The 21,512-nt window shown below is 64.4% G+C and carries 20 protein-coding genes and 1 other RNA gene; 14 read left to right on the top strand and 7 right to left on the bottom strand.

The features are described 5' to 3' along the window. The coding region (locus tag MESS4_RS26785; RefSeq protein ID WP_036242262.1) for a cytochrome c family protein at positions 1-558 on the bottom strand (558 nt) is incomplete at its 3' end. Between the two features lie 192 nt (positions 559-750). Here MESS4_RS26785 and MESS4_RS26780 point away from each other — a divergent pair. Beyond that, positions 751-1,488, top strand: coding sequence for a 3-deoxy-manno-octulosonate cytidylyltransferase (locus MESS4_RS26780; protein WP_006338054.1), 738 nt, complete (start codon positions 751-753; stop codon positions 1,486-1,488). 37 nt (positions 1,489-1,525) lie between these two features. Continuing rightward, positions 1,526-2,389 carry a prephenate dehydratase gene (locus MESS4_RS26775; RefSeq protein WP_006338049.1) on the top strand — a complete coding sequence of 288 codons (864 nt, stop codon included), beginning with the start codon at positions 1,526-1,528 and terminating at the stop codon, positions 2,387-2,389. A gap of 54 nt (positions 2,390-2,443) precedes the next feature. Here the strand turns inward: MESS4_RS26775 and MESS4_RS26770 are convergent, their stop codons facing one another. Genes MESS4_RS26770 through MESS4_RS26760 form a run of 3 tightly spaced genes read right to left on the bottom strand, consistent with a single transcriptional unit; the run spans position 2,444 to position 4,175 of the window. Beyond that, positions 2,444-2,746 (bottom strand): Dabb family protein, encoded by a 303-nt coding sequence (locus MESS4_RS26770; RefSeq protein ID WP_006338048.1) that lies wholly within the window; start codon positions 2,744-2,746, stop codon positions 2,444-2,446. Positions 2,747-2,773: 27 nt separating this feature from the next. Further along, entirely contained in the window at positions 2,774-3,715 is a 942-nt protein-coding gene (nudC, locus tag MESS4_RS26765; protein ID WP_006338047.1) for an NAD(+) diphosphatase, read from the bottom strand. A 40-nt stretch (positions 3,716-3,755) separates the two neighbouring features. Next, the gene (locus tag MESS4_RS26760) at positions 3,756-4,175 is read right to left on the bottom strand and encodes an HIT family protein (protein WP_006338046.1); all 420 of its coding nucleotides are present in this window, start codon (positions 4,173-4,175) and stop codon (positions 3,756-3,758) included. Between the two features lie 158 nt (positions 4,176-4,333). Between MESS4_RS26760 and ffs the strand changes: the two genes are divergently transcribed. The 12 genes from ffs to MESS4_RS26705 all read left to right on the top strand — a co-directional run bounded on the left by ffs (position 4,334) and on the right by MESS4_RS26705 (position 15,971). Further along, an RNA gene (gene ffs, locus MESS4_RS32825) (signal recognition particle sRNA small type) lies at positions 4,334-4,430 on the top strand. A 106-nt stretch (positions 4,431-4,536) separates the two neighbouring features. Next, on the top strand, positions 4,537-6,411 hold the full coding sequence (locus MESS4_RS26755; RefSeq protein ID WP_006338045.1) for a DNA polymerase III subunit gamma/tau: 1,875 nt from the start codon (positions 4,537-4,539) through the stop codon (positions 6,409-6,411). Between the two features lie 31 nt (positions 6,412-6,442). After that, positions 6,443-6,766 carry a YbaB/EbfC family nucleoid-associated protein gene (locus tag MESS4_RS26750; protein ID WP_006338044.1) on the top strand — a complete coding sequence of 108 codons (324 nt, stop codon included), beginning with the start codon at positions 6,443-6,445 and terminating at the stop codon, positions 6,764-6,766. A 15-nt stretch (positions 6,767-6,781) separates the two neighbouring features. Next, positions 6,782-7,201, top strand: coding sequence for a hypothetical protein (locus MESS4_RS26745; RefSeq protein WP_006338043.1), 420 nt, complete (start codon positions 6,782-6,784; stop codon positions 7,199-7,201). A 131-nt stretch (positions 7,202-7,332) separates the two neighbouring features. Beyond that, entirely contained in the window at positions 7,333-8,337 is a 1,005-nt protein-coding gene (locus tag MESS4_RS26740; RefSeq protein WP_036242258.1) for a cell wall hydrolase, read from the top strand. Between the two features lie 105 nt (positions 8,338-8,442). Then, positions 8,443-9,048: a recombination mediator RecR gene (recR, locus tag MESS4_RS26735; RefSeq protein WP_006338041.1), complete on the top strand. Its 606-nt coding sequence runs from the start codon at positions 8,443-8,445 to the stop codon at positions 9,046-9,048. Between the two features lie 177 nt (positions 9,049-9,225). Next, positions 9,226-10,500: a lytic murein transglycosylase gene (locus MESS4_RS26730; protein WP_036242255.1), complete on the top strand. Its 1,275-nt coding sequence runs from the start codon at positions 9,226-9,228 to the stop codon at positions 10,498-10,500. Positions 10,501-10,751: 251 nt separating this feature from the next. Further along, positions 10,752-12,395: an ABC transporter substrate-binding protein gene (locus MESS4_RS26725; RefSeq protein WP_006338038.1), complete on the top strand. Its 1,644-nt coding sequence runs from the start codon at positions 10,752-10,754 to the stop codon at positions 12,393-12,395. An 18-nt stretch (positions 12,396-12,413) separates the two neighbouring features. Continuing rightward, positions 12,414-13,481, top strand: a complete 1,068-nt coding sequence (locus tag MESS4_RS26720; RefSeq protein ID WP_006338037.1) for an ABC transporter permease — start codon at positions 12,414-12,416, stop codon at positions 13,479-13,481. Next, positions 13,478-14,398 carry a nickel transporter permease gene (gene nikC / locus MESS4_RS26715; protein ID WP_006338036.1) on the top strand — a complete coding sequence of 307 codons (921 nt, stop codon included), beginning with the start codon at positions 13,478-13,480 and terminating at the stop codon, positions 14,396-14,398. The genes MESS4_RS26720 and nikC overlap by 4 nt, the downstream gene beginning before the upstream one ends. After that, a complete protein-coding gene (locus MESS4_RS26710; RefSeq protein ID WP_006338035.1) occupies positions 14,395-15,228 on the top strand; it encodes an ABC transporter ATP-binding protein in 834 nt (277 codons plus the stop codon). Before nikC ends, MESS4_RS26710 begins: the two co-directional genes overlap by 4 nt. Then, entirely contained in the window at positions 15,225-15,971 is a 747-nt protein-coding gene (locus MESS4_RS26705; protein WP_006338034.1) for an ABC transporter ATP-binding protein, read from the top strand. Before MESS4_RS26710 ends, MESS4_RS26705 begins: the two co-directional genes overlap by 4 nt. Positions 15,972-16,185: 214 nt before the next feature. Here the strand turns inward: MESS4_RS26705 and MESS4_RS26700 are convergent, their stop codons facing one another. From MESS4_RS26700 to MESS4_RS26690, 3 genes are read right to left on the bottom strand one after another with little or no spacing between them, the layout of a single operon-like run. Next, entirely contained in the window at positions 16,186-19,272 is a 3,087-nt protein-coding gene (locus MESS4_RS26700; protein ID WP_006338027.1) for an efflux RND transporter permease subunit, read from the bottom strand. Continuing rightward, a complete protein-coding gene (locus MESS4_RS26695) occupies positions 19,269-20,357 on the bottom strand; it encodes an efflux RND transporter periplasmic adaptor subunit (protein ID WP_006338023.1) in 1,089 nt (362 codons plus the stop codon). The genes MESS4_RS26700 and MESS4_RS26695 overlap by 4 nt, the downstream gene beginning before the upstream one ends. Next, on the bottom strand, positions 20,354-21,406 hold the full coding sequence (locus MESS4_RS26690; RefSeq protein ID WP_006338021.1) for an efflux RND transporter periplasmic adaptor subunit: 1,053 nt from the start codon (positions 21,404-21,406) through the stop codon (positions 20,354-20,356). Before MESS4_RS26690 ends, MESS4_RS26695 begins: the two co-directional genes overlap by 4 nt. Positions 21,407-21,512: the final 106 nt, after the last annotated feature.

Below are 21,512 nucleotides of genomic sequence, written 5' to 3'. Positions count from 1 at the left end.
CGAGGCGCCGGGCGCCGGCAGCGGCTTCGGATTGTCCGACAGCGTGCGCAGATAGGCGATGACGTTGGCGCGGTCCTCTTCCTTCGGCAGGCCGGCAAAACCCATCGCCGTGCCTTTTACGTCCTTCTTGGGCGAGGTGATGAAGCGGTCGAGATTCTCGTAGGTCCACTTCTCCGTGCCGCCCTTGGAATATTCCTTCATGCCGGCCGAATAGGCGAAGCCCTCGTGAGAGGCCACCGGACGATCGACGACGTCCCAGAGATCGGGGCCGACCTTGTTCGGGCCGCCCTTTTCGCCGGAATGGCAGGCCTGGCATTTCTTGAACACGGCCGCACCCGCCTCGGCATTGGCGGTGGCGAGCAGGTCGGCGATCGGCTTGGCCTCCGCCGCGGGAGCGGCCGGACCGCCTTCGGCGGGCTCGGTGGCCTCGATCATGAAGCCGGGCTTTTCCGGCGCGGGCGAGGCGAACAGCGCGTCGGACACAATGCCGACCGAGAAGACGACGAACACGGTTCCGAGCAGCCCGCCGATCAACTTGTTGATTTCGAAAGAGTCCATACGCCCCAGGCTCCCTTTTCCGGCGGACCGATCCGTCCACTCCGTCCGTCGGTATCGTGACCCAGCCCTCGGAGCCGGTCAAATCGGGCGGAAACTAGGTCTTTTGCTCCGGCGTTGCAACACCTATAAGGGCGCTTCCAGTGAGACCTTTTGCCACTTTTCCCATCCTCTTTTCGAACGCTCGTCGTCGTCATGTCCACGCTGATCCTCATCCCGGCCCGCATGGCCTCGACCCGCCTGCCGGGCAAGCCGCTGGCCGACATTGCCGGCGCTCCGATGATCGTCCATGTCGCCCGCCGCGCCGCCGATGCCGGGCTTGGCCGGGTGGTGGTCGCCACCGATACGAAGAGCGTGGCGGAAGCGGTGCGCCTGCACGGTTTCGAGGCTGTCATGACGCGAACGGACCACGAATCGGGCTCCGACCGCATCTTCGAGGCGCTGACCACGCTCGACCCCAGGCGCAAGGTCGAAACCATCGTCAATGTGCAGGGCGACCTGCCGACGATCGATCCCGACACGATCAAGGCCGCGCTGAAGCCTTTCGATGATCCGGCGGTGGACATCGCCACGCTCGGCGTCGAGATCGCCCGCGACGAGGAAAAAACCAATCCCAATGTCGTCAAGATCGTCGGTTCGCCGCTGTCCGGGACGCGGCTGCGGGCGCTCTACTTCACCCGCGCCACCGCACCCTGGGGCGAGGGGCCGCTCTATCACCACATCGGCCTCTATGCCTACCGCCGCTCGGCACTCGAGCGCTTCGTCGCGCTGAAGCCGTCGCCGCTGGAACGGCGCGAGAAGCTGGAGCAATTGCGCGCGCTTGAGGCCGGCATGCGCATCGACGCCGAGATCGTGCAGTCGCTGCCGCTCGGCGTCGACACGCCGGAAGACCTCGATCGCGCCAGAACCATCCTTTCAACCCCAGATATTTGATCAACCCCAGATATCTGGTCAACCTGAGACATTTGGCATGCCTGAAAAGACCAACAGAATATCCTTCCAGGGCGAGCCGGGCGCCAATTCCGACACCGCCAGCCGCAACATGTTCCCTGATATGGAGCCGTTGCCGTGCCCGACCTTCGAGGATGCGTTCAATGCGGTCGAGACCGGCAAGGCCGACCTCGCCATGATCCCGATCGAGAACACCATTGCCGGCCGCGTCGCCGACATTCATCATCTTTTGCCGGAATCGAAGCTGCACATTGTCGGCGAATATTTCCTGCCGATCCATTTCCAGCTGATGGTGCTGCCGGGCGTCAGGCGCGACGAGATCAAGACCGTGCACAGCCATATCCATGCGCTCGGCCAATGCCGCAAATACATCCGCAAGAATGGCTGGAAGGCGATCGTCGCCGGCGACACGGCGGGCGCCGCAAAGCTGGTCGGCGAATTGAAGGACCGCACCATGGCGGCGCTTGCACCGGCGCTGGCCTCGACGCTCTACGGGCTCGACATCGTGGAGGAGAATGTCGAGGACACCGACAGCAACGTCACCCGCTTCGTCGTGCTGACCAGGAACAGGCAATGGGCCGAACGCCCATCGGCCGACACCAAGATGATGACGACATTCATTTTCCGTGTCCGCAACGTGCCGGCCGCGCTATACAAGGCGATGGGCGGCTTCGCCACCAACGGCATCAACATGACCAAGCTGGAGAGCTATCAGCTCGGCGCCTTCACGGCGACGCTGTTCTATGCCGACATCGAGGGCCATCCCGACGATCCGCTGGTGAAGCTGGCGCTCGACGAGCTACGCTTCTTCTCGCGCGAAATGCGGATCCTGGGCGTCTATCCCGCCAGCCAATCGCGCGAGCAATGGAAGGTGGCGGACTGACGGGCGCGTAACCCGCGCGCCCTCGGCCCATCCGCTGGGCGCGGCAAAGCAAAATTAGAGCAGGCCCAGCGGCACGTAGTCGATCTCCATGAAGGCCTCGACCTCCGGAATCCAGCGGTCGCGGACGAAGGCGACATGGTCGGGATGGTCGTTGTAGCCGGTATAGGCCCGCTGGTCGGCGAACTCCATCGAGAAGCCGAAGCGATAGTCGTTCTTGGGGCTGACCTGCCGCAACTGCTCGAAATGCGTCACGCCCTTTATCCCAGTCAGGATTCTCTTGGCGTCGGCGAGGAACCGTTTTTCCTCGATCGAGTGCGGCGGGTGCTTCAGCGTGAACACGACGGTGTGACGGATCATGTCTTTTCTCCCTGCGATGTTCTTGCGTTACGCGCTGTCCGCCCAGGCGCGGATGAGGTTATAGGCAATCGCCCCCTTCGGCGGTGTGAACAGATTGCCGGGATGCTCCTTGGCGAGCATCGAACGCACCTCGTCACGATAAAACCAGCGGCAGTCTTCCAGCTCGTTGAGGTCGGCCTGGATGTCGTCGTTGAGCGGCTCGCCGAAGCAGCCGATCATCAGCGAATAGGGGAACGGCCAGGGTTGGCTGGCGTGGTAGACCACGCGGCCAAGCCTGATGCCGGCCTCCTCCAGCGTTTCGCGCCGCACCGCCGCTTCGATCGTCTCGCCCGGCTCGATGAACCCGGCAAGTGCCGAATACATGCCCGGCGCGAAATGCCGGCCGCGGCCGAGCAGGCATTTTTCCGGCGTCGCCGTCAGCATGATCGCCACCGGGTCGGTGCGCGGAAAATGTTCGGTGCCGCAGGCCGGGCAAAGCCGTTTGTAGCCGCCGGCCCGCATCCCGGACTCGGTGCCGCATTTGCTGCAGAAACGATGGCTCGCATGCCAGGCGAGCAGCGCGGCCCCTTGCGCCAGCGCGCCGGCCGCCGCTTCGTCGATCAGTCCCTGCATGTAAACCGAGCGGTAGTCGATGGCCTTGATAGTCTCCGGCAATTGTTCGGGTTCGATACCGGCGGGCACGGCAAGCACCGGGCCACGTTCGGAAAAACCGAGCAGCACGCCACGGTCGAGCGACGCCTGGAGCGGCTGGCTCTCCTCGGCGCCGAACCAGGGGTCGAAGCCGCCATCGCCAAGCTTCAGATAAAGCCGCCCGCCAAGCATCAGCAAAAGCTTTGTCGAGGGGTCGGCGAGCGCCCTTTCGACGGAATCGTCGGCGCGGTTTTCGGATTGCCGGTCAATCGTGTTGCCGGCGAAGCCGACAAATTGGCTCGGCTCGCACAAGGGCGCGTCAAACAGGCGGAAGCTCATGGGAGACTCTGGAAAACTCAAGGGTGGACACCAGACAGGCTTATAACGCTGCCTTGATCGTTTCGGCAAACCGGCGAATCTCCGAGCGCTGGTAGGGCTCGCGCATGCCATGCCCCCACACCGGGCCTGGCCAGCCGGGGTCGCCTTCCGAGCGGGCGATGACATGGACATGCAATTGGCGCACGATGTTACCGAGCGCGCCCGTGTTGATCTTGGTGCAGCCGGTCACGCGCTTCAGCGCCTGCGCCACCATATTGGTCTCGAAAGTCAGCATCGCCTGGTCGAGCGGCGTCATTTCGTGGATTTCCTCCGCGCCCGGCCGCTGCGGCACCAGCAGCAGCCACGGCCAGCGCCGGTCGTTCATCACCCGCAACTCGCACAGCCCGAGCCACATAAGCTGCTCGCTGTCTGCCTCCAGGCGGGCATCCAGCGTGAATCCGGCCTTGAGGCCCGGCAGCATTGGCGTTTCCCTCACCTTGTAGTGTTCTTATCAAACTGATGAACGCTAGAGCGGCTGCCAAGGGGCCGCAAGAGGCCTGCAAGCGAATCATTGGCCATTTGCGCGGCGGTTCTCGTGCGCCCTTGCATTTCATCGCCGAATTGCCGATATGGAAAGCGGGAGGTTGGTGGTGGACGATCCACTCGCCAACCGGGTCAGGTCCGGAAGGAAGCAGCCCTAACGAGCCCGGAACGGGTCATTGTTCCAGCCTCCCGCCTCTTCGCCTTTCTGCCGCGACATTGACGGTGCCAAGCCCTGCGGGCGAAACTATGGGCAGGAATCGGCCGCCTTCCAGACGTGGCCTTTGGAGCTTTACGGGCGAATGAGCGAAGCCGGAAATTCGGGAACCGACCAAGCGATTCAAGGCGGGGCCGTCGCCTATCGCGTTCTGGCGCGCAAATACCGTCCCGCGAATTTCTCCGAACTGATCGGCCAGGAGCCGATGGTCCGCACGCTGACCAACGCCTTTGCCACCGGCCGCATCGCCCAGGCCTGGATGCTGACCGGCGTGCGCGGTGTCGGCAAGACGACGACGGCGCGCATCCTGGCGCGGGCGCTCAACTACAGGACGGCCGAGATCGACCAGCCATCAGTCGACCTTTCCGTGCCGGGCGAGCATTGCCAGGCGATCATGGAAGGCCGCCATGTCGACGTCATCGAGATGGACGCCGCCTCCCACACCGGCATCGACGACATCCGCGACATCATCGAACGCGTGCGCTATGCGCCGGTTTCCGCGCGCTACAAGGTCTACATCATCGATGAAGTGCACATGCTCTCCACCCAGGCCTTCAACGGCCTGCTGAAGACGCTGGAAGAGCCGCCGCCGCACGTCAAATTCATCTTCGCCACCACTGAGATCCGCAAAGTGCCGATCACGGTGCTGTCGCGCTGCCAGCGCTTCGATTTGCGCCGCATCGGCGCCGGCGCGCTGGTTGCGCATCTCTCGGCGATCGCCGGCAAGGAGGGCATTGCCGTCGATGACGAGGCGCTGGCGATGATCGCCCGCGCGGCCGAAGGTTCGGCGCGCGATTCGCTGTCCATTCTTGACCAGGCGATCGCTCATGGCGGCGGCACGGTCGACGCCGAAGCGGTGCGCGCCATGCTGGGGCTCGCCGACCGCGCCCGCATCGTCGACCTGTTCGAACATGTGATGAAGGGCGATGTGGCCGCCGCCTTGGCCGAATTCCGCAACCAATACGACACCGGCGCCGATCCGGCCGCGGTGCTGACCGACCTTGCCGAGTTCAATCACCTCGTCACCCGTCTGCGTTTCGTGCCGACAGCCCTCGACGACGCCTCGCTGTCCGAGGACGAGCGCCAGCGCGGCGCCGATTTCGCCAGGGCGCTGTCGGTCAGGGTGCTGTCCAGGACATGGCAGATGCTGTTGAAAGGCATTCCCGAGGTGCAGTCTTCCAACCGGCCGGTCAGCGCCGCCGAAATGGTGCTGATCCGGCTGGCGCATGCCGCCGACCTGCCGACACTGGACGAGGCGCTGAAGTCGTTGGAGGGCGCGGCGTCTGTCCCGAACGGCGCGCAGCGTTCGAGCGGGACGCCGGCAAGCTCCGGCCCGGTAAGCCCTGGTCCGGCAAGTTCTGGTCCAGCAAGTTCTGGCCCAGTCAGTTCTGGTAATGGCGGCGGCGCCAGCACCGTGGCGCAGACACGGATGCCGGCGACCGGCGGCGCGCAGACGATGCGGCTGGTCGAGCCCGAACCGATGCCGGTTGCCTTTGTTGCGCCGCCCGAGCCGGTCGTCGAGACCCCGCCGGTGCCGGTGAAATCGCTGGCCGACATCGTCGCCCTTGCCGACGCCAATCGCGACATGGCCTTCAAGGTGCTGGTGAAGCGCTGCGTGCGCCTGGTGCGCATCGAGCCCGGCCGCATCGACGTCAGCCTGACCGCCGACGCGCCGAAGATGCTGCTCAACGATCTGACCGCCAAGCTGCGCGCCTGGACTGGCCGCAACTGGCTGGTGTCGCTGTCGAAGGAAGAAGGCGGCCAGACGCTGGCCGAGATGGAATCGACCAGGCGCGAAAATGCCTTTCTCGATGCCAAGAGCGACCCGACCGTCGCCGCCATCCTCGCGCGGTTCCCCGGCGCCAAGATCATCGACGTGCGCATTCCCGACGCGCCGGAAGCCGATGCGGTCGAGGCCGAAATGCCGGTCGAGCCGGCGGCGGACGACGACGAAACCTGACAACCAGTGTGAAGCTGCAAAGGATCGGACCATGAAAGATCTTCTCGGCCTGATGGGCAAGGCGAAGGAAATGCAGGCCAAGTTCCAGGCCATGCAGGATGAAATCGCCACGCTGGAAGCCACCGGCCAGGCCGGCGGCGGCCTGGTCAGCGTGACGCTGACCGGCAAGTTCGAGATGAAGTCGCTGAAGATCGACCCGTCGCTGTTCAAGGAGGACGAGGTCGAGATCCTGGAGGATCTGCTGCTCGCCGCTCACAATGACGCCAAGAACAAGGTCGAGCAGGTCATGCAGGAGAAGACCAGGGCGCTGACGGCCGATTTGCCGATACCCCCGGGAATGAAGCTGCCGTTCTAGGATCGGGATCCGGCCATGCCAGCGGCCACCATGACCGAAGAGCCATCAGCCAGGCTGATAGAGCAGCGCGTCCGAAACCGGATCTATGAGATCCTGGAAATCCTGGCCGATTGCGACAACGGCGTGGATCTGGTCGGGATCAGCGGCTATCTCAATCTCTTCGAGGATTTCGTCCACCGCCCATCGGTCGAATCCGGCACGTCGGCGCTTTCGAGGGACGAACGCGCGATCGTGCTGGAAATCGCCGATTTTCTGGAAGCTGCCTGCGCGGCAACCCCTGACTTCACCAAGGCCGAGTTCGTCGAGAGCAGCTGGCCGCGGCGGATTGCGCCGAAGGCAAGGGATGCGCGGCTGCTGTTCCTGCAACGCGGGCTGTTTTCGGAGGCGTTCGAAGAGGCCGAACCCGGGCAACGCCTCGCGTGGTCAGCCAGTTAGACCTGCCTCCTACCGTGTGTGTCTATTCTGCCACTTTCCACTTAATAACGCTTTAGCCATCTTTTTGCCTGAAAGTGTCTCATTCTTGCCGCAACCAGGGGCGGGCTGGCAGCAGAAACGAGGGGATACTTTTGATTTCTACCCCATGGAAGATGCCGTTGTTGCTCGGCGTCGTCACCTCCCCGCTGTTCTTGGCCGGTTGCAGCCAGACCACTTCGCACGGCATGTCCAACCTGACCGATGCGATCACGCCGAGCTTCCTCAATGCCCGGGCCTATGGCTATACGCCGAAGGACAGGGAGTGCCTTGAGCGCGCGATGTTCTTCGAATCCAACCGGTCGAGCCGCGACGGCATGATTGCCGTCGGCACGGTGGTTATGAATCGGCTGCGCTCCGGCAAGCACGGCAACACCATCTGCCAGGTGGTCGGCGAGCGCGGGCAGTTCGCGCCGGGCGTGATGACGCGGCCGATGAATTCGAAGGCGATGCCCGATGTCGAGGAAGCGGCCCAGGCCGTGCTCAAGGGCGAGCGCAAGGCCAAGCTGAAGAACACGATGTTCTTCCACACCGCCGGCCTGCGCTTTCCTTACAAGAACATGCACTACACCATGGTTGCCGGCGGCAACGCCTTCTATGAGAAGCGTGGACGGAACTGGCAGCCGCTGCCCGACGAGCCGATGGTCGCTGTCGCCCAGGTGGCGCCGCAAGCGCCGGCACCCGCCGTTCCGGTCACGCTCGTCGCCTCGGCCGCGCCGGCAAGGACGGCCAAGGCAACGTCCGTCAGGGCGACCCCGGACCAGGCAGCCCCCGCCCAGGCAACCCCCGCCCAGGCAACCCCCGCCCAGGCAACCTATGTGACCGCAGCCGCATCGCTGCCGGCAAAGCCCGCAAAGGCAAACTCCGCGAAGGCGGCCCCCGAGAATGGAACGCCCGAGAATGGGACCATTGTGGCAATGCAAGAGCCGATGCAGGAACCGGCCGCGGCCCGTTTCGGCGGCACTGCCGCGGCGCAACCTGTCACCGCATCCCTGGCGGCACCGGCCGAGCCGACAATGGCGTTTGAATCGACGCCTGAGAATACCGACGCCATCGGTGCGATGATCGCCGGCCAGACCCGTCCGCTGGACGAGAACTGACGGCCAAAGGTTCTTGCTATCGCCTTGGCAGCAGTGTCCTTGGCGTTGATTGGGACACGCGGTTGTAGTGTTCCAAAGTGCGCGGAAAAATCCTAAACCGATGCGATGTCCAAGCGAATCGCCGGTCCCGAGATCGAACGCCTGATCCAGCTCCTGGCCAAGGTGCCGGGGCTCGGTCCCCGTTCGGCCAGGCGCGCAGCGCTCCATCTCATCAAGAAGAAGGAACAGCTGCTGTCGCCGCTCGCCGCCGCCATGAGCGAGGCGGTCGACAAGGTGCGCATCTGCTCGACCTGCGGCAATGTCGATACGTCGGACCCTTGCATGATCTGCACCGATCCGCGCCGCGATGCCGGCACGCTCATCGTCGTCGAGGACGTCTCCGACCTGTGGGCGCTGGAGCGGGCGGCCGCCATGAATGCGCGCTACCATGTACTCGGCGGCACGCTGTCGCCGCTCGACGGCATCGGCCCCGAGCAGCTCAACATCCGCTCGCTGGTCGACCGTGTCGCCGGTGGCGAGGTGAAGGAGGTCATTCTCGCCGTCAACGCCACGGTCGAGGGCCAGACCACCGCGCATTACCTCACCGATCAGATCTCCGGCTTCGAGGTCAAGGTGACACGGCTGGCGCATGGCGTGCCGGTCGGCGGTGAGCTCGACTATCTCGACGAGGGCACGCTGGCCGCGGCACTGCGCGCGCGCACGGCGTTTTGAGGCGGTTGGTGGAAGGATGCTCCTGAGATGACTGCATTCCTTCGCGCCCCCCTCTGTCCTGCCGGACATCTCCCCCTCAAGGGGGGAGATTGGCTGTCATTCCTGCTTTCGCAAATCTTCAATGTTGCAAGATTGGCGACAAGATCGGAGTTGCCGATCTCCCCCCTTGAGGGGGAGATGTCCGGCAGGACAGAGGGGGGCGCGACAGAACGCGAACCACGTAGATTGGCTGCGATTTTTCTATCGGCGTTGATTGGCCTGATCCTCGCCGCCCCCGCTTCCGCCGCCAAGATCGACGACCAGTTCCGCGCCTGGCTGCAAAACGACCTCTGGCCGGAAGCCAAGGCCAAGGACATCTCCGAAAAGACCTTCGATGCCGCCTTCGATGACGTCAAACCGAACCTCGAGCTGCCCGATCTGGTGATGCCGGGAAAGAAGGCGACGACGCCGCAAAAGCAGCATCAGGCGGAATTCGGTTCGCCCGGCGCCTATTTCGCCGAAAAGACCGTTCGCGCCGTCACCGCCGGCGGACGGACGCGCGAGGCGGCCAATGCCAGGACGCTTGCCGCGATCGAGAAGCGTTACGGCGTGCCGGGAGAGGTGCTGCTGGCGATCTGGGGCCGCGAGACCGGCTTCGGCGCGGCGAAGATGCCCTACGACGCCTTCGAAGTGCTGGGGACCAAGGCGTTCATGTCGACAAGGAAAGAGTTCTTCCGCACCGAGCTGCTGGCCGCACTCGAAATCGTCCAGCGCGGGCTGGCGCCGGTCGGCGCAATGAAATCGTCCTGGGCGGGCGCGCTCGGCCAGCCGCAATTCATGCCGACCTCGTTCCTCAAACATGCCGTCGATTTCGACGGTGACGGCCGCGCCGACATCTGGAATTCGGTACCCGACACGCTGGCCTCGATCGCCAACTATCTCGTGCATTACGGCTGGGTGAAGGGCCGTGGCTGGGGCTTTGAGGTGACGGTGCCTGAGAGCGTTTCCTGCTCGCTCGAAGGCCCGGACCAGGGCAAGAGGATTTCCGAATGGGTCGCGATGGGCATCAAGCGCGTTGGTGGCAAGGCGTTTCCGGCGAGCGAGTTGAAGAAGGAAGGATTTCTTTTGATGCCGGCCGGCCGCAGCGGCCCGGCCTTCATCGTCACGCCGAATTTCTACGTGCTGAAGGAATACAACACCAGCGACCTCTATGCGCTGTTCATCGGCCATGGCGCCGACCGCATCGCCAATGGCGACAGCAATTTTTCCGGCAGTTGGGGCGCGGTCGGCGGTTTGCACAGGTCCGATATCGCCGCCCTGCAGCGGGCACTCGAAGCCAAGGGTTACGATGTCGGCAGCGCCGACGGCCTGCCCGGGTTCAAGACGCGCCGGTCGATCGGCAAATGGCAGGCGAAGAACGGCCAGGCAGCCACCTGTTTTCCCGACGCCGATCTGGTCGCGACGCTTAAGTAGCTGGAAGAACAGCGCGTTTCTTGTTCGATGATGGCCGTTGATGGGTAATCCCAGTCGCCCGCCGCAGCCGCTTTGGCCGCCGCGGCCGGGTTGCAAAATGCTCGTTGCCGGCTTTACGGTCGGCGGATATGGTGTGGACCAACTGGACAAAAATTGCCACGACAACAGGTCCGGGGCCATCGTTCGGCCGGCACGAGAACGCTTCAGCCCTGAGCCGGGAACTCAGGTCAACAAAACAGGGAACAATCACCATGATGATGGAAAAGTTTGCTCTTCGCTCCCGTACCTTGCTCGCCGGCGCGGCCATGTCCGCGCTGCTTCTGGCTGTCGCGCCCGCCCTTGCCGTGACGCCCGCCGATACGCTGGTCGAAGGCTTCGCGATCGACGACATCATCTCCATGGATCCGGGCGAGGCGTTCGAGCTGTCGACCGCCGAGGTCACCGGCAATACCTATGATCTTCTGGTCCGCCTCGACCTCAGCGACACCTCCAAGGTCAAGGGCGATCTCGCCGAAAGCTGGACCGTTTCCGACGACGGCCTGGTCTACACATTCAAGCTCAAGCCCGGCCTGAAGTTCGCTTCGGGCAATCCGATCACGGCAGCCGATGTCGCCTATTCCTTCGAGCGCGCCATCAAGCTGGACAAGAGCCCGGCCTTCATCATCGGGCAGTTCGGCATCAGCGGCGACAATGTCGCCGAAAAAGCCAAGGCCGTCGATGACGCCACCTTCCAGTTCACCGTCGACAAGGCCTATGCGCCGAGCTTCGTCCTGAACTGCCTGTCGGCAACCGTCGCCTCGGTCGTCGATGCCAAGCTGGTCAAGGAACATGTCGCGGCGGTGACGCCGAGCGCCGACTACAAATGGGACAATGATTTCGGCAATGCCTGGCTGAAGACCGGCTATGCCGGCTCCGGCGCCTACAAGCTGCGCGAATGGCGCGCCAACGAGGCCGTCGTGATGGAACGCAATGACAACTATTTCGGCGAAAAGGCCAAGCTTGCCCGCGTCATCTATCGCAACATGAAGGAAAGCTCGGGCCAGCGCCTGGCGCTGGAGGCCGGCGACATCGACGTTGCCCGCAATCTCGAGCCGAACGACCTCGACGCCATCGCCAAGAACGCCGATCTCACGACCACCAGCGCGCCGAAGGGCACGGTCTATTATATCAGCCTCAATCAGAAGAACCCGAACCTTGCCAAGCCCGAGGTTCGCCAGGCGTTCAAATACCTTGTCGACTATGACGCTTTGGGTTCGACCATCCTCAAGGGCATCGGCGAGATCCACCAGACCTTCCTGCCCAAGGGCGTGCTCGGCGAGCTGGACGAGAATCCGTTCAAACTCGATGTCGCCAAGGCCAAGGAACTGCTCGCCAAGGCCGGCTTGGCCGACGGCTTCAGTGTCACCATGGATGTTCGCAGCATCCAGCCGGTGACCGGCATGGCGGAATCGATCCAGCAGACACTGGGACAGGCCGGCATCAAGCTGGAGATCATTCCCGGCGACGGCAAGCAGACGCTGACCAAATACCGCGCCCGCAATCACGACATCTATATCGGCCAGTGGGGGCAGGACTATTTCGATCCGAATTCCAATGCCCAGACCTTTGCCAGCAACCCCGACAATTCGGATGAAGGCAAGTCCAAAACCCTGGCCTGGCGCAACGCCTGGGACATTCCAGAATTGACCAAGGAGACGGAAGCGGCCCTGCTCGAGAAGGATTCGGCCAAGCGCGCCGCAATGTATCAGGATCTTGAAAAGAAGATCCTCGACACCAGTCCCTTCGTCGTCATCCATCAGCAGCTGGAAGTGGCCGGCCTGCGCAAGAACCTCAAGGGCTTTGCGCTCGGCCCGAGCTTCGACACCAACTTCGTCGGCCCGGTCTCCAAGGAGTGATACCGGCGGACGCGCCGCATGAGCGTGGCTGAAAACCAGGCGACGGCGGAACGCGGCGGTGCCCGAGCCGTCGCTATTCTATCGTCGATCAGTCGCTTCCTGGTCATCGCGGTGACCACCTATCTCGGCCTTCTCGCGGTGACCTTCTTCATTGGCCGCGTCATTCCGATCGACCCGGTGCTGGCGGTGCTCGGCGACCGGGCGCCGGCCAATGTCGTCGAGCGCACGCGCCGCGAGATGGGGCTCGACCTGCCGCTGGTCGAGCAGTTCTATATTTATGTGAAAAACGCCCTGAGCGGCAATTTCGGCACCTCGGTGCTGACCACCAATCCGGTGATGACCGACATACGCCGCGCCTTTCCGGCAACGATCGAACTGGCGACTCTGGGCACGCTGATCGGTTCGGTCATCGGCGTGCCGCTCGGCGTGCTGGCCGCGGTCCGGCGCGGCAGCCTCATCGACCAGATCGTGCGCATCATCGGCCTGATCGGCTATTCCGTGCCGATCTTCTGGCTGGGCCTGCTGGCGCTTGTCCTGTTCTACGCCAGGCTGCGATGGGTCGCTTTTCCCGGCCGCCTCGATGTCGTCTACGAATACACCTTCACGCCGATCACCGGCTTCTACCTTCTGGACGCGGCATTGCAGGGGCAGTGGGATGTGTTCCGCGATGCCTTTCGCCACATCATCCTGCCGGCCTCGCTGCTCGGCTATTTCTCGCTCGCCTATATCAGCCGCATGACGCGCTCGTTCATGCTGAACGAGCTTGCCCAGGAATACATCGTCGCGGCGCGCGCCAAGGGCCTGTCGGAAACACGCATCATCTGGGCCCATGCGCTGCGCAACGCCGCGGTGCCGATGGTCACGGTTATTGCGCTGTCCTATGCCGGACTGCTAGAAGGGTCGGTGCTGACCGAGACCGTGTTTTCCTGGCCGGGCATCGGCCTCTACATCACCAATTCGCTGCAGAACGCCGACATGAACGCCGTGCTCGGCGGCACCATCGTCATCGGCACGGTCTTCATCGCTATCAACCTGTTCTCCGACCTGCTCTACCGCGTGCTCGATCCAAGGACCAAGGCCGGATGAGCGCGGAAGTCGTCCAGAGCCGCCGCGACTGGCTGCTCAGCGAACGGCCGGCCTCGCGCATGCAGGCAAGGCTCGGCCGCGCCTATGTGGCCTGGCGGCGCTTTTCCGCCAACCGGCTGGCGTTTGTCGGCCTGCTCATCATCCTCGCGCTGCTGGTGGTCGCGGCTTTCGCCGATTTGCTGGCGCCCTATTCGCCGACTATCGGCGACCTGAAGAATTCGCGCCTGCTGGCGCCAAGTGCCGCGCACTGGTTCGGCACCGACGATCTCGGCCGTGATATCTACTCGCGCATCATCTATGGTTCGCGCTGGACGCTCTACGTTGTCACACTTGTCGCCATCATCGCAGCACCCATCGGCCTGCTGGTCGGCACCGTCGCCGGTTACGCCGGCGGCTGGACCGATGCGATCCTGATGCGCATCACCGACATCTTCCTCGCCTTCCCGAAGCTGATCCTGGCTCTGGCCTTCGTCGCCGCCCTTGGCCCCGGCATCGAAAATGCGGTGCTCGCCATCGCCATCACCTCCTGGCCGCCCTATGCTCGCATCGCCCGCGCCGAGACGCTGACCGTGCGCAACTCCGATTACATCAAGGCGGTGCAATTGATGGGCGCCTCGCCGTTCCGCATCGTGCTTCGCCACATCATGCCGCTCTGCATCTCCTCGCTCATCGTCAGGGTGACGCTCGACATGGCCGGCATCATCCTCACCGCCGCCGGCCTCGGCTTCCTTGGCCTTGGCGCGCAGCCGCCGCTGCCTGAATGGGGCACGATGATCGCGTCCGGCCGCCGCTTCGTGCTCGATCAATGGTGGGTCGCCGGCGCGCCGGGCTTCGCCATCCTCATCGTCAGCCTCGGCTTCAACCTGCTCGGCGACGGCCTGCGCGACGCGCTCGATCCCCGGAGCGGCGACCAATGAGCGCGCTTCTCGACGTCGAAAACCTGCGCGTCACTTTCCCGACCCGCACCGGACTGATCGAGGCGGTGCGCGGCGTCTCCTTTTCGCTCGGCCGCGAGCGGCTGGGCATTGTCGGCGAGAGTGGTTCCGGCAAGTCGCAGACCGGCCGTGCCATCATGGGCCTGACGCCACCGCAGGCGGAAGTGACGGCCAGGACGCTCGCTTTCGACGGCATCGACCTGCTTGCCGCGTCGCCGCGTGACCGCCGAGCGCTGCGGGGAAAACGCATCGCCATGATCTTGCAGGATCCGAAATATTCGCTCGACCCGGTGATGAGCATTGGCCGCCAGATCGTCGAGACGCTGCGCACGCATGAGAGGGTCTCCAGGGCAGAGGCCCGCGACCGCGCGTTCGCCATGCTGGAGGCGGTGCAGATCCGCGATCCCTCGCGCGTCTTCGACCTGCATCCGCATGAAGTTTCGGGCGGCATGGGCCAGCGCGCCATGATCGCCATGATGCTGATCGCCGGTCCCGAGATGATGATCGCCGACGAGCCGACCTCGGCGCTCGACGTCACCGTCCAGCTCGACGTGCTTGGCATTCTCGACCGGCTGGTCAGCGAGCGCGGCATGGGGCTGATCTTCATCTCGCACGATTTGCGCCTGGTCTCCTCCTTCTGCGATCGGGTCATCGTCATGTATGCCGGCAAGGTGGTCGAGCAGCTCAAGGCCTCGGAACTCGGCCGCGCCCAGCATCCCTACACGCGCGGCCTGCTCAACTGCATGCCCAAGATCGGCACCGATCGCCACCCGCTGCCGGTGCTCGACCGCAAGCCGGAGTGGGCGGCATGACATCAGCACTTTCCATCGACAGGCTGGAAGTGATCTTCGATCGCTTTCGCGCGCTGAAGGGTGTCAGCCTCGAGGTGCAGTCAGGCGAGTCCTTCGGCCTGGTCGGCGAATCCGGCTCCGGCAAATCGACGCTGCTGAGAGCCATCGCCGGCCTCGCGCCGGCCGCCTCGGGCACCATCACCGTCAATGGCAAGAAACTCGGCGTACGCCGCGACAAGGCGTTCTATCGCGAGGTGCAGATGGTCTTCCAGGACCCCTACGGCTCGCTGCATCCGCGCCAGACCGTCGACCGCCTGCTGCAGGAGCCGCTCGCCATCCACGGCTTTGCCGATGGTGAGAAACGCATCATACGCGCGCTGGACGAGGTCGGCCTGGGAACAGGCTTTCGCTTCCGCTACGCGCATCAATTGTCGGGCGGCCAGCGCCAGCGCGTGGCGATCGCCCGCGCACTCATCCTGGAGCCGTCGATCCTGCTGCTCGACGAGCCGACCTCCGCGCTCGACGCTTCCGTGCAGGCGGAAGTGCTCAACCTTCTGGAAGAGGTCCGGCGGCGGCGCAAGCTGACCTTCCTGATGGTCAGCCACGACCTCGCCATCATCACCCATATGTGCGAGCGGCTGATGGTGATGCAGAACGGCGAGGCGGTCGAGAACCTGACCGCGGACGATCTCGTCCAGCGCCACGTGACCAAGGACTATACGCGCAATCTGCTCAGGGCCAGTGACGGGTTTGTGAGGGCGTAATTTCTGTCGCTTACGTTGCGTTCCCGCCCACCCCCCTCTGTCCTGCCGGACATCTCCCCCGCAAGGGGGGAGATCGGCAGCTTCGGCGCTCCGCTCACTCCTGCAGCAACGATGGCGATTGGCGAAAGCGGCGGAGCGCTCAATCTCCCCCCTTGCGGGGGAGATGGCCGGCAGGCCAGAGGGGGGTGTGAAGGATCTCGGCCTAAGTTTCTTTTTAGACCGCACTACCTTCCATGACGGCCTCGCTCTCCTGCCCCTGCTTCGGCTCCTTGATCCGAAACCACGCCACATAGAGCGCCGGCAGGAACAGCAGCGTGATCGCCGTGCCGGCGATGATGCCGCCCATCATGGCGTAGGCCATCGGCCCCCAGAACACTTCGCGCGCGATCGGGATCAGCGCCAGGCTGGCGGCGGCCGCCGTCAGCGCGATCGGTCGCATGCGATGCTCGGTCGCCTCGATGACGGCCACCCAGCGATCCTTGCCCTCGCGCACGAGATCCTCGATCTGCACGATCAGGATGACCGAGTTGCGGATCAGGATGCCGATCAGCGCCAGCACGCCGAGGATGGCGACGAAGCCGAGCGGCGCGCCGCTCGGCACCAGTGCCGCCACCACGCCGATCAGGCCGAGCGGGGCGACCGCGACGACCAGGAACAGGCGCTGGAAGCTCTGCAGCTGCACCATCAGGATGGTCGCCATGACGAACAGCATCAGCGGCACCACGGCGGCGATCGGCCCCTGGCTGTTGGCGCTTTCCTCGACCGAACCGGCGGTGGCGATCGAATAGCCCGGCGGCAGCTTGGCGATGAAGGCATCGACCGACGGCTTCAGCTCGTTGACCACGGTGGCCGGCAGCACGTCGCCGACCAGACCGGCGCGCACGGTGATCGTCGGGATGCGGTCGCGGCGCCACACCGTCGGCTGTTCGAGCTCGTAGCGGAAGTTCGCCACCGCCGCGAGCGGGATCGCTTCGCCGGTGCCGGTCGGCAGCTGCATGTTCTGCAGCGTCCCGATCGAACCACGATCGGCCTCGCGCGAGCGGGCGACGACGTTGATCAGATAGGTGGCGTCGCGCACCTGGGTGATGGTGGCGCCGCCGACTGTGCTGTTCAGCGCGTTTGCTATATCGGACGAGGTGATGCCCAGTTGGCGCGCCTTGTCCTGCAACACGTCGACCCTCAGCGCCCGCGCCGGCTCGTTCCAGTCGAAGGTGGGCGCGGCAAGCTTCGGATTGGCCGAAATCATGCCGGCGAACTCCTGCGCCAGCTCCCGCACCTTCTGGATGTCCGGACCGCCGACACGGTATTGCACCGGCCGCCCGACCGGCGGCCCGAGTTCGAGCGGTTTGACGAAGGCGTCGGTGCCGACGAACTCCTCGCGCAGCAGCTTTTCGAGCACCGGCTTGACCCGGTTGCGCGCCTCGATGCTCTTGGTGACGATGACGGTCTGGCCGAAATAAGGATTGGCCGGCTGCACATCGAAGGTGAGCACAAAACGCACCGCACCCTGACCGATATAGGAACTGAAGTGGTCGATATCGGGATTGCCGGCCAGCGCCCGCTGCTCGAAACGCTCTATCTGATCCCGGGTCTCGGTGATCGAGCTGTTCTGCGGCAGGTTCCAGTCGACGATCAGTTCCGGACGATCCGAAGGCGGAAAGAACTGCTGTTGGACAAGGCTCATCCCGGCTAGCGCACCGACAAAGAGCAGCACGGTGGCGATAATGGTAAGCCAGTGATGACGCACCGAGCTGAGGAGGACGCGCCTGAACAGGGTCGTGAAGCGGCCGGGCTTGTCGTGATGCTTTTGCTTCATCGTCGCCGGCAGGATGGTGACGCCGAGCAACGGCGCGAACAGCACCGCCACGATCCATGACACCAGCAGCGACACGGCGATGACGACGAACAGGGTAAAAGTGTATTCGCCGGCGGCGCTGTTGTTGAGGCCGATCGGGATGAAGCCGGCGACCGTGACCAGCGTTCCGGTCAGCATCGGAAAGGCGGTCGAGGTGTAGACATAGGTCGCCGCCTTGCGCAGATTGTCGCCGACCTCCAGCCGCGCCACCATCATCTCGACGGCGATCATCGCATCGTCGACGAGCAGGCCGAGCGCGATGATCAGCGCACCCAGCGAAATGCGCTGCAGCGAGATGCCGAGATAGGCCATGACCGTGAAGGTGATGGCCAGCACCAGCGGGATCGTCAGCGCCACGACGAAGCCGGCACGCATGCCGAGGCTGATGAAGGAGACGGCCAGCACGATGGCGACCGCCTCGAACAGCGCGCGGGTGAAGCCCGAGACGGCCTCCTCCACGATCACCGGCTGGTCGGCGACCAGATGCACGCCGACGCCGACCGGCAGCTCGGCCAGTACCTTGGTCATCTCCTCGTGCAGGGCCTCGCCGAACTGGAGAAGATTGGCATTGGGTTTCATGCCGATGGCAAGCCCGATGGCATCCTGCCCGTTGAAGCGGAACAACGCCGTCGGCGGGTCGGCATAGCCGCGAGAAATCGTCGCCACATCGCTCAGCCGGAAGAAGCGGTCGTTGACGCGCAGATTGATGGCGCGAAGGCTTTCCTCGGAGGTGAACTGGCCGCCGACACGCACACTGACGCGCTCGGGTCCGGACTCGATGACGCCAGACGGCGTGATGGCGTTCTGGGCCTGCAGGCTGGCAACGATGGCCTGCTGGTTGAGGCCGAGCGCCGCGATCTGGCGGCTCGAGAATTCGAGGTAGATCGCTTCGTCCTGGGCGCCGACCAGGTCGACCTTGCCGGCATTCGGCACGGTCAGGATCTTGGTCCTGGCATCCTCGACATAGTCGCGCAGCTGGCGCGGCGTCAGCCCGTCGGCGGTGAAGGCGTAGACATTGCCGTAGACATCGCCGAAACGGTCGTTGAAGAACGGCCCCTGTACGCCTTGCGGAAACTGGGCCCAGATGTCGTTGACCATATTGCGCACCTGAATCCAGGTCGGCACGACATCGCGTGCCTTGGTGGTCGGCTTCAGGTTGACGAAGATGACGGTCTTGCCGGCGGTGGTGACCGAACGGGTGAAATCGAGGCTATCCAGCTCCTCGAGCTTCTTCTCGATGCGGTCGGTCACTTGCCGCACCGTCTCGTTGACCGAAGCGCCGGGCCAGTTGGCCTGGATGACCATGGTCTTGATGGTGAAGGCGGGATCTTCCTCGCGGCCTAGATTGAGATAGGCAAGGACGCCGGCCACGACGAAGACCAGCATGAAGTACCAGACCAGCGAGCGATGGCCGAGCGCCCAGTCGGAGAGGTTGAAGCCCTTCATATGGCCCCTCCTTCGGGTATCCTGACCTTCTGGCCCTCCACCAGGCTGTGGACGCCGGCGGTGACGACGCGCATCCCTGCTTCGAGGCCTTCGGCGACGGTGAATGTGGCAGCGCCCCTGGCGGCGACCTTGATGTCGCGGGTGCTGACGCTCGACATCCGCGCATCGACGATCCAGACCTTGTCGCCACCATTCTTCTCGAGCAGCGCCGACAGCGGCAGCTCGATCGTCGGCGCGACTTTTGTCATGCGCGACGCCGTCACCGTCGAGCCGAGCCGGAATGCCTGCGGCGGATCGACGAGCGTCAGCCGCACGCGGCGGGTGCGGGTCGAGCCTTCGGCCTGTGGGGCGATCTCGCGCAGCGTGGCCTGGGTCTGGATTGTCGGCAGCGATTGCAGGATTACCTGGAACGGCGTGCCGAAGGCAAGGTCGCCGGTCAGCTGGTCGGGAATGTCGACCACCGCCTCGCGCGGATCCGAGCGCGCCACGGTGACGACGGTCTGACCGGGCGAGACTGTCTGGCCGACCTCGGCGCCGACGGCGGTGACCACGCCATCGAAGTCCGAGAACAGCCTTGTATAGCCAAGCTGCTCCCGCGATTTGGCAAGTGCCGCATTGGCCCGCTCGACACCGGCCGCGGCGGCCTGCCTGGCTTGCCGGGCGGCATCGAAGACAGCCTGAGAGGTGTTTGCGGAGGCAAGCAACTGGCGCTGGCGATCCTCGCTGGCGGCGGCATTGGCGAATTGCGCCTGCGCGTTGGAAAGTTCCGCCTTCGTCGCCTGCACGGCAAGCTCCAGTGCAGTCGGATCGAGTGTAGCGATCGTCGTACCCTTGGTGACGATATCGCCGACCTTGACATCGCGGGCGACGACCCGGCCAAGCAGGCGGAAGGCAAGGTCGGCGCTGAATTGCGGTTCGACCGATCCGGCGAAGCCAAAGGTCTCGGTGGTGCGTGGCTCGACCACCACCGACAGCACCGGCCTGATGATCTCGGGCGGCTTCTCTTCCGATTGCGAGCAGGCGGCGAGCACGAGCCCAAACAGGACAGGGACAAGCGGGGCAGGGATGCGTGCCAGCCGGCTCATTGCTCCGCCCCCGCTATCTCGACGGTCTGCCCGGGGCTGAGCAATTGGCCGCCGGCGGTAACGACGGTTTGGCCTGCCTCAAGTCCCTTGTTGATGACGACCGTGCCGGATCCGAAGGCAAGCACCTCCACTGGCATCGTTGCCACCGCCTTGGTCGCTTGATCGACGACCCAGACTGCCGGCTTGCCGTCGCTCGAAGTCAATGCCTGCCATGGCAGGATGACGGCTTTCGACGGCTGGGCGCTGACCGAGCCGATGACGGCCGCGCCCAGCGCCATGCCCGCGGGCGTGTCGGGAATGGCGACCTTGACCCGAATCGAACCCGAAGCGGGATCGACCGCGGGCGAGATTTCGCGCACCTTGCCCATCGCCTTGACCTGCGGGTCCGACAACAGCGTGATCGTCACCGCTGGTGCTGCCGGTGCCTTGGCGACCAGCGTCTCCTGCACATTGAAGACCGCGTCGCGGTCGCCGTCCTCGGCAAGGGTGAATACGGTCTGCGCTGCCTGCACCACCTGCCCGGCTTCGACCTGGCGCACGGTGATCACGCCTGCGGCACCCGCCTTGAGTTCGGTGAAGGAGAGGTTCTCTTTTGCATTGGCGAGCGCGCTTTGGGTGGCATTGACGCTGCCTTGCGCCACCTTCGACGCCTGCTCGGCCGCATCATAGTCGCGCCTGGTGGTGTAGCCACGGGCAAGCAGCGTCTTCTGCCGTTCGAAGGCGGCGGCGGCCTGGGTCAATTGCGCCTGCGCGGCGTCGAGATCGGCCTGCGCCGAGCGCAAGTCAAACTCCTGTTCCTGCGGATCGATGCGGGCAAGCACGGCGCCTTGATCGACATGCTGGCCGACGTCGACGAGCCGTTCGGCGACGCGGCCGCCGACCCGGAACGACAGATTGTTCAGCGTGCGCGCCGCGATGACGCCGGTGAGCGAGGTCCTTGGCGCATAGTCGGCGATCGCCACCGTCTCGGTGCGCACCATGACCGGCAATTTCTTCTCAGCCGCCTCCTGCTTCTGACAGCCGGCCAGAAGCAAAGGCAGCGTTGCCATTGCGCAGGCAAGAATTGTCGATGCAGGAAAAGACAAATGGCTGGGGGTTTTGACCGATGGCGGCGAGACGAACGATGTCGCGTTCCTGCTCATGGCTCCCTCAACC

Origin of the sequence: Mesorhizobium sp. STM 4661, assembly GCF_000359125.1 — a bacterium.
Taxonomy (GTDB): Bacteria; Pseudomonadota; Alphaproteobacteria; order Rhizobiales; family Rhizobiaceae; genus Mesorhizobium.
This window is presented reverse-complemented; position numbering and strand designations above follow the sequence as displayed.

What these genes read in the sequence shown, in the direction of transcription:
- MESS4_RS26750 (WP_006338044.1), top strand. Translation starts at nt 6,443, where the DNA reads ATGAAAGATCTTCTCGGCCTGATGGGCAAGGCGAAGGAAATGCAGGCC.
- MESS4_RS26710 (WP_006338035.1), top strand. Translation starts at nt 14,395, where the DNA reads ATGAGCGCGCTTCTCGACGTCGAAAACCTGCGCGTCACTTTCCCGACC.
- MESS4_RS26770 (WP_006338048.1), bottom strand. Translation starts at nt 2,746, where the DNA reads ATGATCCGTCACACCGTCGTGTTCACGCTGAAGCACCCGCCGCACTCG.
- MESS4_RS26700 (WP_006338027.1), bottom strand. Translation starts at nt 19,272, where the DNA reads ATGAAGGGCTTCAACCTCTCCGACTGGGCGCTCGGCCATCGCTCGCTG.
- MESS4_RS26760 (WP_006338046.1), bottom strand. Translation starts at nt 4,175, where the DNA reads ATGCTGCCGGGCCTCAAGGCCGGATTCACGCTGGATGCCCGCCTGGAG.
- nikC (WP_006338036.1), top strand. Translation starts at nt 13,478, where the DNA reads ATGAGCGCGGAAGTCGTCCAGAGCCGCCGCGACTGGCTGCTCAGCGAA.
- MESS4_RS26690 (WP_006338021.1), bottom strand. Translation starts at nt 21,406, where the DNA reads ATGGCAACGCTGCCTTTGCTTCTGGCCGGCTGTCAGAAGCAGGAGGCG.
- MESS4_RS26720 (WP_006338037.1), top strand. Translation starts at nt 12,414, where the DNA reads ATGAGCGTGGCTGAAAACCAGGCGACGGCGGAACGCGGCGGTGCCCGA.
- MESS4_RS26755 (WP_006338045.1), top strand. Translation starts at nt 4,537, where the DNA reads ATGAGCGAAGCCGGAAATTCGGGAACCGACCAAGCGATTCAAGGCGGG.
- MESS4_RS26745 (WP_006338043.1), top strand. Translation starts at nt 6,782, where the DNA reads ATGCCAGCGGCCACCATGACCGAAGAGCCATCAGCCAGGCTGATAGAG.
- MESS4_RS26730 (WP_036242255.1), top strand. Translation starts at nt 9,226, where the DNA reads ATGTCCGGCAGGACAGAGGGGGGCGCGACAGAACGCGAACCACGTAGA.
- MESS4_RS26705 (WP_006338034.1), top strand. Translation starts at nt 15,225, where the DNA reads ATGACATCAGCACTTTCCATCGACAGGCTGGAAGTGATCTTCGATCGC.
- MESS4_RS26695 (WP_006338023.1), bottom strand. Translation starts at nt 20,357, where the DNA reads ATGAGCCGGCTGGCACGCATCCCTGCCCCGCTTGTCCCTGTCCTGTTT.
- MESS4_RS26775 (WP_006338049.1), top strand. Translation starts at nt 1,526, where the DNA reads ATGCCTGAAAAGACCAACAGAATATCCTTCCAGGGCGAGCCGGGCGCC.
- nudC (WP_006338047.1), bottom strand. Translation starts at nt 3,715, where the DNA reads ATGAGCTTCCGCCTGTTTGACGCGCCCTTGTGCGAGCCGAGCCAATTT.
- MESS4_RS26780 (WP_006338054.1), top strand. Translation starts at nt 751, where the DNA reads ATGTCCACGCTGATCCTCATCCCGGCCCGCATGGCCTCGACCCGCCTG.
- MESS4_RS26725 (WP_006338038.1), top strand. Translation starts at nt 10,752, where the DNA reads ATGATGATGGAAAAGTTTGCTCTTCGCTCCCGTACCTTGCTCGCCGGC.
- recR (WP_006338041.1), top strand. Translation starts at nt 8,443, where the DNA reads ATGTCCAAGCGAATCGCCGGTCCCGAGATCGAACGCCTGATCCAGCTC.